Genomic DNA, 15,235 nt, shown 5'->3' with positions numbered 1-15,235 from the left:
TAATTTGCACTGGATCAACCATTTAAAAGCCTCCTAAACACGGAGGCTTTTTTTTCGACTAATCTCAGTTGAATTATTCGTTACACTTTAGGTAGTTAATGACGTTTTCCTCTCGCAGTGTCGCACTCATCCTCGCCATGTTCTGGTCTACATTATCTCAAGCTAATGAATGCATTAGTTTAATCACCGCCGGCGGCGGTTCTAAATTCTGGCAAGAAGTTGTTGCTGGCGCCCAAAAGGCTGCTAGTGAACTGGACATTACGTTGCATGCTAGCCGCGATACCAGCGAAACCAATGTGGCCAGTCAGCGTCAGTTGGTTGATGAGGCCATCGCCAAAGGCTGCTTTGCTGTTGTCATGGCGCCCAATTCAATCGATCGCGCACACGATGTCGCGCGCTTGCAGCAACATAACATCATCAGCGTGTTTATCGACCGAGACCTTTCCAGTGACCAAACAAGCGGTCGTGTTAGCGCGATTCTCACCGATAATTATGCCACCGGTGAGCGTGCAGCTATTGCAATGGCCCAAGAGCTACCCAAAGCCAGCCAGGTTGCACTGCTGCGAATGGACAAAGCGGTTGTTTCTACCACAGATCGCGAACAAGGATTTATTGATGGTGCCGCACAAATGGGGCTCAACCTGGTGTTAGACCAATACATTGGTAGTTCGGCTGAAGCGACAAAAACTAAGGTATATGAGCTATTGCGAAAGCACCCGCAAATTGCTGGTGTGTTCACCCCAAATGAGTCGACCACGACGGCAACCGTGGTTGCCCGTCAACACTTAGCAAGCCCCAGCGCCATCCTTCATATTGGGGTAGATGCCAACAAAGTGCTGGTTGATGCACTGCGCTCAGAGCAACTGCACAGCTTGTTTTTACAGAGACCGTTTTTGATGGGCTACCGAGGGGTGATGTCAGCATCTGATGCGCACAAGGGCTTCGATGTGCCAGACATCACCTTAACCGAATCAACATACATAACGGTCAATGATATTGACTTGCCAGAAATCCAAGCCTTACTCAAAGAAAGTCAGGCTCAAGCTCCTTCAGGGCAATAATTCAACTTTAAGCAGACGATTTGCAGAGGTAATAAATAGTATTGAATAGTCGCTATTAAAGGCCACATTGGCACTTGGCGTAATGGTGCGAATGGTCGCTAAATGCTCTCCAGTTGGACTAATCAACAACACGCCGCCAGGGCCCGTGGCAAACAAAACACCGGACGGATGGACTTTCAATCCGTCTGGTTTACCCGGCCCTGTTGCCGTTAATGGTGTGGCATCAAATAACACCCTTTCGTTGGCTAAATTGCCGTCAGTTTGAATGTCCCATGCTTTCCACACTGCGAATTTATCATCGGAATTGGCAACGTATAAGGTCTTGTCGTCTGGCGATAAAGCAACACCATTCGGACGCGTTAAGTGTTGATGCACCAAGCGCACATCGCCATTCATATCAAGACGAAACACACCATGGTAATCAAGCTCTTTATGAGCGGTATCGGTTTGGCCTTTTGGTAAACCGTATGGCGGATCGGTAAACCAGATGGTTCCATCTTTACTCTGTGCCAGATCATTTGGGCTGTTAAAACGTTTGCCCTGATAAAGCGACGCTAACGTCTGAAATTCTGCTGCAGGTTGGTCGAGCGGGGCCGCCATTCGCGCAACGCGTCGGTCACCATGCTGGCACAAAATAAGCTGGCCATTTAGATCTAGCATCAGACCATTCGATCCTTGCCCGCTGGCATCAAGATGAATCCCAGTAGAGCCAGACGGTCGCAAGTATTCGGTAACGCCAACGCCCGGGCGCCATTGATAAATGATGTTATTAGGCACATCGGAAAACAGTAGTGCGTTTAGCTTAGGTACCCATACAGGCCCTTCTGACCAATGGTAACCATCGCCAAGTACCTCAATGGCGCTGCTCTCGTTTATCAGCTGATTCGCTTGTTTGCTGTGAATAACGATATGTGGCTCTGTTGGTTCATTCACCGTCGTGGTTTGGCAAGCAGTCAGCACGAGCAACGCACTGAAAGCGGCGGTGATTATTGCGGTTCCTTTCATCTGATAGAGTCCTAATTGTTGTTATTTAATGTGGGTTTATAACGGGTTAGACGTGGCGATTACGTTGTGCCCAGCTGCCAATGGCAAAAAATGCAACGAGCAAGCTACCAATGAGCCAGTACAGCGATAACTGAGCAAGCTGAGAAGCCAGCCATGGCGCCATTTTTACAATGACAAAACCAAAGCCAAATGCGTTGATCAAAATAAATACCGATGTACGGACAACAAAATGTTGTCCGCGCATTGCCTTGCGTAGTACTTGATTGATGTCAGCACCAAAAACAACGATAGAGCAAGCGAGCAAAGCCGTTGATATTGTAGCTAATTCACCATAAATCCAGTTTGAAATACTAGTCACGTTACTCCCCGAGATTAGCTTATTCGATTAATTATGCTGCGGTATAATACTGCACTTTTTGATAGCTTTGGTGGGTGACGGTTCAGTTTCAACTAGGTACACTGCCAGCCGACAATTAGTAAATTACAGGTCTGTAAATGAAGCAACTCTTTGACTTCTTGCCGTTATTGGCATTCTTTATCGCCTACAAGATGTACGACATTTATACTGCGACAGGCGTGTTGATCGCAGCCACGGTCGTGCAGATAATTGCCGCCAAGTGGATCTGGAACAAAATTGAAAAGATCCATTGGATCACCTTGGTGATGGTGACAGTGTTCGGCTCTATGACGTTATTCTTCCATAATGATGCCTTCATTAAATGGAAAGTCACTGCAATTTATGGCGCCATGGCGGGTGCTTTATTGATTGGCCAATGGGTCTTCAACAAACCTTTAATCAAAGCCATGTTGGGCGGCGAACTCGAACTGCCGCACCATGTCTTCGTCAAATTAGGTTACGCATGGGCACTATTTTTCATGTTTTGTGCTGGACTCAATGTCTACGTTGCCTTTAACTTACCGCTCGAAACTTGGGTTAACTTCAAAGTATTTGGCCTCACGGTAATGACCTTGGTATTTGCCGTTATGCAAGGTTTCTATATTTGGCGCTACCTACCCAAAGATGCATTAGAACAACCAACCGAAAAACAGATTGAACAAAGCAAGGACTGAAGCATGTACTACATGATTTGCTCAGAAGATGTCGCAGATAGCCAACCCTTGCGGCAAAAAGCACGTGCCATGCACAAAGCACGCTTGCAGCTTTTACAAGAGGAAGGCCGACTGGTTTTAGCCGGTGCCTTGCCTGCTATCGACAGCACAGATCCAGGCGATGCTGGTTACACAGGTTCACTGGTGGTAGCTGAGTTTGATAGCCTCGATCAAGCGCAAAGCTGGGCCGATGACGACCCTTATGTTGAAGCCGGCGTTTATGCCAAAGTCGTGGTTAAACCCTTTAAGAAGTTCCTTCCTTAAATCAAATTGCCGAGGCATTGCCCTCGGCGATTAGTTTCCCCAAAAAATTCAAATACAAATCAATTAGCTAGCCAAAATGTGTAATGCTCTTAGCGGCAGCGATTAATTTCGGAACCAAAATATAATTTGACATGCGTCACACTTTTCAATATTTTAGTGATCAAGATCACACTTATAAAGACAAACAAGGTGACGATTGCAGTTGTTCAACAGGCTAAAACAACTGCCAATATCATCAAACGCTAGGAGTTAACCTATGTCAGGTTTTATCGAATTTTTAGGCTATTTCAACGGTAAAAAAGTTTCTCAGGTGTCAGCTGCAAATGGCAGTCATGTTTCTGCACCAAGCACCAAAGGCCGCTACTTCCGTTATACAACAGAACGTACAGACGACTAATTAGCCAGCTCAGAACCAAAGAAACCGCCGAATTGGCGGTTTCTTATGTCCATAAGCTAATGAGCCTTAACACTCATTCTGCGATTTATCGACCAATTCAGCACTCAGTTGCTTATTGCTACGCACTCCCAACTCTTTCAGCATCGTGGTTTGGCGTATCAAATTTCCCGGTCCAGATGACAACTTGCCTTTAGCCGCATCAAATTCTTTACTGGCACGCTGTAGCGCCGTGTCGACTTTGTTTAAGTCATCCACAAAACCAACGAACTTGTCATATAGCTTGCCTGCGCGATCAGCAATTTCCTGCGCATTTTGGTTCTGCTGTTCAACACGCCAAATATTATGAATGGTGCGCAATGCCACCAGCAGGTTCGTTGGGCTCACCAACATAATGTTGCTGTCGAGCGCAGTTTTAATCAGTTCTGGCTCTTGCTGAATGGCACACAAAAACGCCGCTTCAACGGGCACAAACATCAACACATAATCGAGGCTTCGCACCCCTTGTAAACTCTGGTAGTTCTTTTTCCCTAATTCTCGAATATGGTTCCGAAGGGAACTGACATGCTCTGTTAACGCCACCGCTTTGTCTGCATCAGACTCTGCATTGGTGAAGCGTTCATAGGCAGTTAGCGAGACCTTAGAGTCAATCACAATGTCTTTGTCGTGTGGTAAGCGCACAATAACATCAGGCTGGTAACGCTTGCCTTGTTCGGTCTTCAACGAGACTTGCAGCTCGTACTCACGCCCTTCGGTGAGCCCCGCTTGATCGAGCAGGCGCTGTAAAATCACCTCGCCCCAATTGCCCTGCGTTTTGCTATCACCTTTCAGAGCTCGAGTGAGGTTCGTTGCTTCTTCAGACATGCGCAAATTAAGCGCTTTTAAGTCATCCAGCTCTTTCTTTAATAAGGTGTGTTGTTGCTGATCGGATTCGGTCTGTTTGGAAACTTGCTGTTGAAAACCGGAAATTTGCTCCCGAAAAGGTTTCAACAATGACTCCAAACCCGATTCGGAATTAGATTTAAACGCTTGTGATTTTTGCTCAAAAATACGATTGGCGAGGTTTTCAAATTCCTTGGCAAGGCGTTGTTCAGACTCTTGCAATAACGCCTGCTTTTCTTCCAGCGCTTTGGTTTGATTGACGTGGCGCTCTTGCAATGTGCTGTATTGTGTTTCGCTGTGCGCCAATTGCTGACGTAATGCGTGCTGCTCGGATTCCGTTTGCTGCAAACGTATTTGTTGGGTGTTCAGTTGCTCTCGAAGCAATTTTTCTGCGGTCGTTAAACCCGCCGCATGTGCCTGTTGCTCGGCCAAGGCGTTGCTCGTTTGCGTTGCTTGTTGCTGGCTGAGCTGCAGCTGCTGTTGCAAGTCGGCAATGCTCGCTTCTGACTGCTCATTGAGTTGCTGATGATGCTCTTCCATCTGTTTCAGTTGACGTTGGCTTTGGGAGCGTGCGAGCCAAAACCCAATAGCAACAGCAACAAGAAGAGCAATAAAGAAAATGGCAAGAAACAGCGGGGACTTTAACAACTCAGGCGACATGAACAGGCATTCCAAACAATTAAATTGCCCTTAGCCTATTGCCTGACGGGTTGTTTGCCAATAGTCACGACAAGAAGTTGTTGGATTAACCGAGCGTTAGCTCAAATCATCGTCAGTTAGCTGCTGCAACAACCGCACTTCCGCCATAATATCGCGCACCACGGTTTTGGGCATGACCAAACGCCATTGGTTGTCGTGTAAATAAGTAGCAATATCGGGGTGGCCGGTTAACGACTCCAAGCGCTCGATTAAATCGACCGCATCGGCATCATCGATAGTAGCCAAATCGCGCAATGCTCGAATACATTTCACCGCGCTCATGTCATCGGAAGAAGAGCCAAACCAGTGCATTAGCAGTCGCCATATCATCAATGTTTATTCTCATTACAACGTCATCTTAAACAGTTGTATCCTGCCCAAGTGACAGTTTCATGACCGCATACAAATAGAGTAAGTTGCATACTTAACAATGAGATCTTTTGCCGTTATGAGCGACCTGCTACCATAGCTTAAGCGATTTCTAACAGATACCCGTGGCCGAGCTAAGGCCACTTTCTAAAGGAACTTCAAATGATCCTTGATTCCCTCCAAGGCTTACCTGCTTTTGCATTGTACTTTGTCATTGGTTATGCGTTTGTATTAGTGTTTTGCGTGCTGTACGGCAAAGTGACGCCTTATTGTGAATGGACCTTAATGCGCAACAATAATGTTGCAGCTGCAATTGCTTTTGGCTTAAGTCTGGTTGGCTACACCATTCCTGTTGCAAGTGCCGCGATTAACTCCGTTGGTATACTCGATTACGTGGTTTGGGCTGTGGTCGCGCTGGTGGCACAAATTATTACGTTTACCACCGTACGCTGGTATATGCGTGACTTGGTAGACCGCATCAACCAAGATCAAATTCCTGCAGGCCTGTTTTTAGGTTGTGCCGCTTTAGCCACGGGCATTCTTAATGCCGCTTGTATGACGTACTAAAGAAGTTAACGAACGCTATGAAACGATCTAAATGGTTACAACTCACGATTATGGGCGCGGCGTCTGGCAGCTTAATCAGTTGCTCGCCTGAGCCTCGCCAACAAATTGTAAACTATTCCGATATCAGCGATTGCGTTAATGATCGGGTGTTTTCCGAACAAGAATGCGTTGCACAATATCAGCAAGCTCAACAGCAAGCCGCGGCTGACGCGCCTATGTATCAAAATGGCCAAGATTGTCAGACAGACTTTGGCCGTGATCAGTGCTACCACAATGGCAGTTTCTGGCAGCCATTTATGGCGGGCTTTTTCATGTCGCGATTAGCTGGCTCCGTTGGGTCTGGTTTACGATCTGGCCAGGTTCATTCGCGACCACTGTATCGTAGCGCCGATGATCGCGGCAGCTTCCGCACTTCTGATAATGTGAAAACTGGCGCCGTAGGTGATACCCGCCCACGCAGTGCACCGAATCGACTAATGTCGGCATCACAAGCGAGCCTTTATAGCCGCCCAAATAGCATGGGTAAGCGAGCAGCAGCCATGAAACGTGGTGGCTTTGGCAAAAGCGCTCGCAGTTGGGGCAGCTAAATTGTTACGAATCCCAATTGCCGTAAGACCAAACCTCGCGGAAGTGGCATCGCAAAATGGCTTCGACTTTCACACCATTGATGGTGATGTCTATTGGGATGAGTCTGCCTATTACCAGTTTACCCTCAGTCAAATTGAAAATGATTTGGAAGATCCGACGGAGGCATTGCACCAGCTGTGCTTAGACTTAGTAAACGATGTGGTTCGCGATCAGCAATTGATGGAGCGATTGGCGATCCCACCTCACTATTGGGATGCCATCGCCAATAGCTGGAACAATGGTTACCCGTCGCTGTATGGCCGAATGGATTTCAGCTACGACGGAAAATCGCCAGCAAAACTATTGGAGTACAACGCTGACACCCCAACTTCGGTATACGAAGCCGGAGCGTTCCAGTGGATTTGGTTAGCGCAGCAAGTAGATGCGGGCCTGTTATCGCGCAATGCCGACCAGTTTAACTCCATTCAAGAAAAACTAATTCAGCGCTTTGCAGAACTAAAAAGTTTGCCAATCACCTTTACTTGTTGCCGAGATACCGATGAAGATCGCGGTACCGTAGCTTATTTGGAAGATTGTGCGCGTCAGGGCGGCGTCGCAACGCGATTCGTTTATCTTGATGACATTGGCATCAATGATCGAGGCCAATTCATTCATCAAGATGACAGCCCCATCAAAGCGTTGTTCAAATTGTACCCGTGGGAAATGATGTTTAATGATAGCTTTGGCCACTACCTGCCAAAGTCTGATAGCCACTTTTTAGAGCCCATGTGGAAAGCGATTTTATCGAACAAGGGGATCTTACCGTTACTTTGGCAACGCCACCCTAACCATCCGAATTTACTACCGGCTTATTTCGCCGATGAATCACCCGATTTATCCGGAGATTATATTCGTAAGCCGTTATTAGGACGCGAAGGCGCCAATATCGAATGGTTGCGCGACGGGCAGTCGGCTTGGGCATCATCCGATCAAGGCTATGGCGAAGAAGGCTATGTGCTGCAACAAGCAGCGCCTCTGCCGCAGTTTGACGGTAACCACACCCTCATTGGCAGCTGGCTTGTCGACGATAAACCTGCAGGTTTAACCATTCGCGAAGACAACACAGCCATCACTCAAGACACATCGCGCTTTGTGCCACATATTATTCTGGGTGACTAACAGCTACGCTTTGCCCGTAGCTGCTTGGCTTAAGCCCGCCGCATGCTTCACATGCACATCAAGTTGAGGGTGAGCAACTTCCACGCCTAATGCTGCAAATTTCTTAATCACGCGGCTATGAATATCGTGAATTGAAGGCAGCCGGTGTGCGGTATCGCTGGTGTAAGCGCGCAGCTCAAAGATTAACGAACTGTCACTGTATTCCAGCAAGAATACTTCAGGAATCGGCTCATCAATCACCAAATCACACTCATCAGCGGCTTGTAGAATCAATTTAGTCACCAACCGCACATCAGAATTATGACGCACACCGATCCGCTGCACGATACGTGTCACTGCATCACTCAGTGACCAGTTAACAAAATCTTCGGTGATAAACGCCTTGTTAGGAATGATGATCTCTTTACGATCCCAATCGACCACGGTTGTCGCGCGGGTATTAATTCGCGTAACCGTACCACTCATTCCCCGAATCGTGACCGTGTCACCAATTCGAATCGGCTTTTCAAATAGTATGATCAAGCCGGAAACAAAGTTGGCAAAGATCTCTTGCAAACCAAAACCTAAACCAACCGTTAAGGCTGCAACCAACCATTGCAATGACGACCAGCTAAAGCCTAACGCCCCAACAACAACCAGTACGCCAACAACCAAAATCAAGTATTTTGAGATAGTTGTAATGGCATAGCCCGTGCCCGGCGAGAGTTGCATTCGCTGTAAGATCAACAACTCCAACATCCCCGGAACATTGCGCACACTGACCAGGGTAAAGGCACCCGTGACCATCGCCGTTAATAATACTTTGATGGTAATGGTGGTGAGTTCTAACTGGCCTTGCCCATCTGTGCCTTTAACCGTCCACAGGGTTAAGTCATTGAGTGCACTGAGAGAATCAAAAGCATCATTCCAAATTGGCAATAGCGAAAAGTAGAACAACAAAACAAAGGTGGTTCGTAATAATTTACTCGCCTGTGCGCCAATGTCATCAAATTCGATATAGCTTTCTTGCGGCTCTTCTATGGTGGTTTCGGTGCCCTCTTCCGCTTCTTCCCGTGCAGCTAACAATGCGGCGCGCTTGGCCAGCGCCCGTTCAAATGCCATACGCCGATACAAGATGGCAATTCCGCGCAGCGACAAGTAATAGAGTAAGCAGATCACGACCGCCGAAACGAGCGTCCACATATAGCCAATGAGTAACATTTGCGCTGCGACAACATAACCGAGTAACAGCAGCACAGAGGTAAATGCTGGAACGGCAATACCAAACCACCACAACATCCGCAGGGGCAAACGAATGACATGCCCCCGCTCTTTGACCATGTCACTCACTAATCGAAACAACCACACGGTTGCCCACGTCAGCATCAAGGCATTGATTAAATGAAGAAAACGACCACTTTCAGAAAACAGCGCCAGCGAGTTTCCGTCTAATAACCAACGGTACAGAAGCAGCACTGAAAGGAATAATGGCGATAGCCAAATCACGTACTGGCTGATCAGGAGAATGGCTTTTGGCTTTAACCGAAAGTGGTGAATGAACACACCGTTATCTTGCCGTACTTGACGAGCAACCACATGCAAACCAACAGCAATCGCAGCAAGCCCGGTCAGCTGCTGAATCATCGGCGTCGAGTGATTGGCTAACCAATTTGCCACTAAGCTGCCGAGCGGCAACATACAGCCCAACGCCAGCAAACCGCAAATAGCCACCACCGAGTAGTGCCCTTTATCGCTTTTCACATTGCCAATTCGGTCGCTAATACGGCCCATGTAGTGATCGTATTGATGGCAGAATCGCCGCAAATACACCAGCAGTAAAAACAAGAACACCAATGGGAACACATGAGCGCCTGGGCGCTCTGAAATAACCCGCCATTGACTCGAAAGCTGCGTATAAATAGAAGCTGCATCTACGGCAAAAGCCTGCGGTAACATATAGCGAACAGAATGAATATTGGGGATCCATGTCAGCAAACGAAATGCCTGCTCTTCAAGCTGCGCTCGTTTTACCGTGAGTTGATCAATATTGATTAATGCTTGCTTTAACAGCAGCTCAAGCTGGCTTGTTGTGCCACTTAACTCCGATAACAACTGATATTGAGTCTCTAGCAACTCTCGCTCATGTTGCTGCCCTGCTCGCTGAAAATGCTGACGGTTTTTACGCAATTCATTACGGTAAGAGAAGCTATCAACTCGCAATTGGTTGAGGCTTCTGGACAACTCTTGAATACTTGGAATAGAGCTTAGTGCCGCGAGCTGTTCAATGATCGCGCTGGAAAACTCCACCGACGGTTCAAAGCGGTCAATATTATTTCTCAGCTCTCGCAGCAACGAATTGATTTGCGCGGACAGCTGGTATAGCCCTTGATAACGAAGTTGCGCATCTTGTAGCTGTAATTGACGCGACTTGAGCGCCTGAGTTAAATCGATATTTCGATCAATAATAATCTTGGTGGCCGTATCTTCAGATGACATATGAGCTGATGCCAAATTCATATCGGCGAGTGCTTTTTCTGAATTTTGCTGGCGCAACAATGCTAATTGTTGGTTGGCCAACCGCAGCGTTTGTACTTGATTATCCAGTACTTGCTTGGTTTGAGCGGTCGCTAAACGGTTGAGTTCAATTTGTTTGGTCGCGGAGCTGGCTTCCAATTGCAACATTTGATGCTGAGCCTGCAGCATTTCGCGACGAGCATCTTGCTGAAATTGCCGAGCTTCGCGAATACCAGCAGAATTCATTTGCTCTAATTCGGTACTGTTTAACGAATCTAGCTCGATGGCAACGTTATCAATCGCCAACGGTAGCTCAACCATTCGGTTTTGGATTTGCTCTCCCAGCTCTTGCTGCCCTTGCAGTTGCTCGCGCGTGATTGTGATGTCGGCATTCAGATTGCCAATTTTTTCGACCAGTAGCGTTTCATTCATTAGCTTCAATGAGTTGTCCACTTGCTGCTCATTGAATACCGCACGTTCGCGCGCGGCAATCACCGATTCAGCATACCCCGCCAAGGTGTTACGGTAGTCGTTGGCTTGCTCGGCAAAATGATCGCGTTCGTTCAACAAATGGATTGTTTCTTGATAGATTTCGGCCAGCTTAGGCTCAGAGGCAGGAACTTGAAGCGCTATTCGCTCGATATCTTCCAGCGACAACGGAGCAGCGCCGGCACTGCCCATCAAACACAAAAAACTAAATGCGCCCCAAAAACAACGCAACATTGAACTGACCAACTGCGGCATTTGTTGCCATCTCCTGTCGACCGAAAAGTGAATAAGGACCTGATGTTATGAGTTTAGACGGGATTCAACAAAACTATTTATGGCGCCTAATTAAAGGAGTTGAAGGTGTCGCGGTATAGGCTGAGATAGTCCGGCGAGCTGAACACATCCCCATCGCTCAGCACCCCTTTAGCAACGAATGGTTGAAGTAGTACATCCGCTTTGTCATCGGGGTAAACACCGGCTGAAATGGCGGCCGCGCAAATAAAATCGCCTAAGCACACATCGCCCTTCGCTGGAGCAGGTGTTTCTAGCTGTTTGATCGCAGCCAACACCGCATCATCAAACTCCCAAACACTGAGTAGCTTTCCACCAATTTCACTTTGCAGTGAATGAACAACGCGCTCAATCACTTCAGGATCAGCAATAATCTGCGACATTTTTTCCATTTCTAACAAGATTGGTAGTGCCCCAATATTGTGAACAACGCCTGCGAGGGTGATTAACTCTGAGCTAAATGTCAGTGGTTTGTTGTATAGCGCCACCAATGCACAAGCACCGCTGGCAACGCGAACTGCTTGTTTCCAGTTGCGTTCAAGCATTTCAAAGATCTGCTCATTGTTACTCACGTAAAGCTGTTCCATAGCCATAGCTGTCGCGATATTTTTAATCGCCGTTAGGCCGATGCGATTGACCGCATCATGAATCGTTTTAATACGCTGAGAAACACCAAAAAGCGGCGAGTTAGCAATTTTAATAATGCGGGCAGCCATACCAGCATCACGAGTAATGAGTTCGCCAATTTCTTTGAGCGACACATCTTCTCGTTCAACTGTTTCACAAACACTCATGGCCACTTCTGGCAAACTTGGGATCACCAAAACATCACGAGCGAGCTTGTCTTTAAAGGTTAAAACCAACGCTTGTTCAATGGCCACATGTATCTCCTCAAAGCAGCTTCAGCTTGCTTTGTACTTCAGAATGTTAAAACAGTGATTGGATTTTGTTATGCCAACTTAAACGTCAGCAGTATGCCAAAAGATACCGTGATGACAGTGAGCAGGATCAGGTTATACCGACGCGCATCATAAATTCGTCGACTTAGTTTTCGGTTTGCAATCAAACTTACCAAACTGAGTACACAGCTGCTCCACACAAAATACAGCAATGGGCCAGTGTAGGTCGGATCCCAAAAACTGCGTATTTCCATTTCATAATAGCGCGCAATTCCGGAGTCCATTTCAGGGCGAGCCAAATGGAACAAAAGCAGCCCAGCAATAAACGATAGCCAAGCGAGTAAGGCAACTGTTTGCAACGCTCTAATACGCCAATCAGGCCCTTTGCGGCGTTCGACGCCATCCCATACCATCGCCAGCAATACTCCTTTTGGCTGTGCCTTTCATTTGCATAGCCATTTCCTACAGGTTGATTTGACCAATCATACACTCAATGAATCAATCTGATTGGTATCGGGCTATGTTACCTGTAAGATGTGTGTCTTTCATCTTGAACACATACAGGAACTTCGGAGTATTTGCTTCATGACGCACGCAACCGTTGCCGCCGTATTGGCTGGTGACTATTCAATTGATTCGACCGTTACGGTCAAAGGCTGGATCCGCACTCGTCGCGATTCCAAAGCAGGGATTTCATTTTTGGCCATCCACGATGGCTCAAGCTTCGATCCGGTACAAGCCGTTGTACCTAACGATTTAAGCAATTATGAATCAGAAGTAACCAAATTAACCACCGGCTGCTCTGTTGCGGTGACCGGCAAGGTTGTCGAGTCGCCAGGCAAAGGCCAGTCATTTGAATTGAATGCGACTGACGTCGCGGTGTTAGGCTGGGTTGAAGATCCAGACACCTACCCTATGGCACCAAAGCGCCACAGTATGGAATACCTCCGTGAACACGCCCACTTGCGTGCGCGGACCAACGTTGGTGGCGCTGTCACTCGCGTTCGTAACTGCTTGGCTCAAGCCATTCACCGCTTCTTCCACGAGCAAGGTTATGTGTGGGTTAGTACCCCGATTGTTACCGCCAGTGACTGTGAAGGCGCAGGCGAAATGTTTCGCGTTAGTACGCTCGATCTAGAAAACCTGCCTCGTGATGACAAAGGCGCCATCGATTTTGAACAAGACTTCTTTGGCAAAGAGTCATTTCTGACGGTATCCGGCCAGCTCAACGCGGAAACGTATGCCTGCGCGCTGTCCAAAGTTTACACTTTCGGACCAACCTTCCGAGCAGAAAACTCAAACACCAGTCGCCACTTGGCGGAATTCTGGATGGTTGAGCCTGAAGTCGCATTTGCTGATCTCGACGACGTTGCCAAACTTGCCGAAGGAATGCTCAAGTACGCATTTAAAGCAGTTCTAGAAGAGCGCGCCGATGATATGGCGTTCTTCGCTCAGCGCATCGATAAAGAAGCCGTATCTCGCCTAGAGCGCTTCGTGGAAAGTGACTTTGTACAAGTTGATTACACGGAAGCCGTCGACATTTTGCTCAAGTGCGATAAGCAATTTGATTACCCGGTTGAATGGGGCATCGATTTGCAATCTGAGCATGAGCGTTACTTAGCGGAAGAACATTTTAATGCGCCGGTTGTTGTCAAAAACTACCCGAAAGACATTAAAGCCTTCTACATGCGTATGAACGAAGATGGCAAAACCGTTGCCGCCATGGATGTATTAGCACCAGGCATTGGCGAAATCATTGGCGGTAGCCAACGTGAAGAGCGTCTTGATGTACTCGACGCGCGCCTTGCAGAAATGGATTTGGATAAAGCAGACTATAGCTGGTACCGTGATTTACGCCGTTATGGCACTGTGCCTCATTCCGGCTTTGGCTTGGGCTTTGAACGTTTGGTTAGCTATGTCACTGGCATGGGCAACATCCGCGATGTGATCCCATTCCCTCGCGCACCTCGCTCAGCCGACTTCTAAGTCGAATTTCAAGTTTCATAAAAAAGCCCGCAATTGCGGGCTTTTTTTATGGCTAAATCAAATAGTGCTTTAATACTGTCTGAGCGCCGCCAAATCGAGCCACAACTCTTTGCGCTCGAGCGGCGTAGTGTCTGGTAAATACGGATTATCGATTCGTATCACCGTTCGCTTGTCGATGTTCGCCTTAGCGAGCGAATCTCGAATCATCGGGTGGCCATAAAAATACGCATCAAAACTGCCATCTGAAATGGCTTGTTCAAGTCCAGCTTCAAGCGCTACGGCCAATTCATCATCTTGTTTATTGACGTAAAAATACATGGCGAGCGGATAGGTCAACAAAACGTGACTTTCAACGGTTAAATTGAGCTCTGGATAGGCTTCAACTTCAGCCCACGGCTCATGAACCGCACGCGGAAAATAATCAAATCGCTCGCCTTCTAACATATGAAACAAGCTTTGATATTTAATGGCCGTTTCTGTTGGGATCCCAGCGTGTTGCAACACTTGAGTATCGCCCCAAAACCGTCCTTGACCAGCACTCAGCTGCTTAAGCTGACTAAGTGTGTTGATATCAGTAAATCTGTGCTGCTGATCGGGTTTAACGATAAACAAGCGATAACCCAACAAGCCTTTTGTCAGCGGGATCCTTATCGCCCGCATCTTAGCTTCATTATCGGTTGACGCTGCGCCCCAATAGACATCAAACTCACCGCGCTCGACGTGCTGGATAATTCGTGATTCTTGCCAAACTTCAGGATTAGCTTGCATCACCATACCTGAGCCGCTTTTCTCCAGCGCTAAGTCTAACAAGCCAATGATGTATTGCTCTTTTGGTGAGGGATCGTTGTTGTATTGAATGGTTCTAGCGGCTGCGCAAACCGTGTTGGCAACCAATAGTATAGCGAGGAGTAAAATCTGACGCATGCTCAAGCAAATAGTCGTTTAACCGTTCTATAAGCATAGTCATAAATAAGCTTACG

Annotated in this window: 16 protein-coding genes; 8 read left to right on the top strand and 8 right to left on the bottom strand. The window is 47.4% G+C overall.

Annotation, left to right across the window (positions count from 1 at the left end; all coding sequences use genetic code 11):
• Positions 1-98 precede the first annotated feature (98 nt).
• A complete protein-coding gene (locus K0504_RS03800) occupies positions 99-1,061 on the top strand; it encodes a substrate-binding domain-containing protein (protein ID WP_220102836.1) in 963 nt (320 codons plus the stop codon).
• Here K0504_RS03800 and K0504_RS03795 read toward each other — a convergent pair.
• Together K0504_RS03795 and K0504_RS03790 are read right to left on the bottom strand one after the other, a co-directional pair.
• A complete protein-coding gene (locus tag K0504_RS03795; RefSeq protein ID WP_220102835.1) occupies positions 1,050-2,066 on the bottom strand; it encodes an SMP-30/gluconolactonase/LRE family protein in 1,017 nt (338 codons plus the stop codon). The two genes, K0504_RS03800 and K0504_RS03795, sit on opposite strands and share 12 nt — an antisense overlap.
• A gap of 46 nt (positions 2,067-2,112) precedes the next feature.
• Positions 2,113-2,424 (bottom strand): DUF3392 domain-containing protein, encoded by a 312-nt coding sequence (locus K0504_RS03790; RefSeq protein ID WP_318837926.1) that lies wholly within the window; start codon positions 2,422-2,424, stop codon positions 2,113-2,115.
• Between the two features lie 137 nt (positions 2,425-2,561).
• Here K0504_RS03790 and K0504_RS03785 point away from each other — a divergent pair, with 137 nt between their 5' ends.
• From K0504_RS03785 to K0504_RS03775, 3 genes are all read left to right on the top strand, one after another.
• On the top strand, positions 2,562-3,137 hold the full coding sequence (locus K0504_RS03785) for a septation protein A (protein ID WP_220102834.1): 576 nt from the start codon (positions 2,562-2,564) through the stop codon (positions 3,135-3,137).
• Positions 3,138-3,140: 3 nt separating this feature from the next.
• Complete coding sequence (locus K0504_RS03780; protein WP_220102833.1) at positions 3,141-3,440, top strand: YciI family protein; 300 nt, start codon at positions 3,141-3,143, stop codon at positions 3,438-3,440.
• A gap of 256 nt (positions 3,441-3,696) precedes the next feature.
• Positions 3,697-3,837, top strand: a complete 141-nt coding sequence (locus K0504_RS03775) for a hypothetical protein (RefSeq protein ID WP_220102832.1) — start codon at positions 3,697-3,699, stop codon at positions 3,835-3,837.
• Positions 3,838-3,903: 66 nt separating this feature from the next.
• On the opposite strand, the gene rmuC is transcribed toward K0504_RS03775, so the two are convergent.
• Positions 3,904-5,376, bottom strand: coding sequence for a DNA recombination protein RmuC (rmuC, locus tag K0504_RS03770; RefSeq protein WP_220102831.1), 1,473 nt, complete (start codon positions 5,374-5,376; stop codon positions 3,904-3,906).
• Positions 5,377-5,472: 96 nt separating this feature from the next.
• Positions 5,473-5,745, bottom strand: coding sequence for a hypothetical protein (locus K0504_RS03765; RefSeq protein WP_220102830.1), 273 nt, complete (start codon positions 5,743-5,745; stop codon positions 5,473-5,475).
• A gap of 201 nt (positions 5,746-5,946) precedes the next feature.
• Here K0504_RS03765 and K0504_RS03760 point away from each other — a divergent pair, with 201 nt between their 5' ends.
• Genes K0504_RS03760 through K0504_RS03750 form a run of 3 tightly spaced genes read left to right on the top strand, consistent with a single transcriptional unit; the run spans position 5,947 to position 8,097 of the window.
• Entirely contained in the window at positions 5,947-6,351 is a 405-nt protein-coding gene (locus K0504_RS03760) for a DUF350 domain-containing protein (protein WP_220102829.1), read from the top strand.
• Between the two features lie 17 nt (positions 6,352-6,368).
• The gene (locus K0504_RS03755; protein WP_220102828.1) at positions 6,369-6,938 is read left to right on the top strand and encodes a DUF1190 domain-containing protein; all 570 of its coding nucleotides are present in this window, start codon (positions 6,369-6,371) and stop codon (positions 6,936-6,938) included.
• 1 nt (position 6,939) lies between these two features.
• Positions 6,940-8,097 carry a glutathionylspermidine synthase family protein gene (locus K0504_RS03750; RefSeq protein WP_220103042.1) on the top strand — a complete coding sequence of 386 codons (1,158 nt, stop codon included), beginning with the start codon at positions 6,940-6,942 and terminating at the stop codon, positions 8,095-8,097.
• A gap of 3 nt (positions 8,098-8,100) precedes the next feature.
• Here K0504_RS03750 and K0504_RS03745 read toward each other — a convergent pair whose 3' ends face one another.
• The 3 genes from K0504_RS03745 to K0504_RS03735 all read right to left on the bottom strand — a co-directional run bounded on the left by K0504_RS03745 (position 8,101) and on the right by K0504_RS03735 (position 12,682).
• Positions 8,101-11,334 (bottom strand): mechanosensitive ion channel domain-containing protein, encoded by a 3,234-nt coding sequence (locus K0504_RS03745; protein ID WP_220102827.1) that lies wholly within the window; start codon positions 11,332-11,334, stop codon positions 8,101-8,103.
• Between the two features lie 86 nt (positions 11,335-11,420).
• The gene (locus K0504_RS03740) at positions 11,421-12,251 is read right to left on the bottom strand and encodes an HDOD domain-containing protein (protein WP_220102826.1); all 831 of its coding nucleotides are present in this window, start codon (positions 12,249-12,251) and stop codon (positions 11,421-11,423) included.
• 68 nt (positions 12,252-12,319) lie between these two features.
• Positions 12,320-12,682, bottom strand: a complete 363-nt coding sequence (locus K0504_RS03735; protein ID WP_220102825.1) for a hypothetical protein — start codon at positions 12,680-12,682, stop codon at positions 12,320-12,322.
• Positions 12,683-12,854: 172 nt separating this feature from the next.
• Between K0504_RS03735 and asnS the strand changes: the two genes are divergently transcribed.
• Entirely contained in the window at positions 12,855-14,255 is a 1,401-nt protein-coding gene (gene asnS, locus K0504_RS03730; protein WP_220102824.1) for an asparagine--tRNA ligase, read from the top strand.
• Between the two features lie 69 nt (positions 14,256-14,324).
• Here asnS and K0504_RS03725 read toward each other — a convergent pair whose 3' ends face one another.
• On the bottom strand, positions 14,325-15,179 hold the full coding sequence (locus K0504_RS03725) for a diguanylate cyclase (protein WP_220102823.1): 855 nt from the start codon (positions 15,177-15,179) through the stop codon (positions 14,325-14,327).
• Positions 15,180-15,235 lie beyond the last annotated feature (56 nt).

The organism is Neiella holothuriorum (assembly GCF_019457915.1).
Classification (GTDB): Bacteria; Pseudomonadota; Gammaproteobacteria; order Enterobacterales; family Neiellaceae; genus Neiella; species Neiella holothuriorum.
Note: the sequence above shows the minus strand (reverse complement) of the source record. Positions and strands in the feature narration are given on the sequence as shown.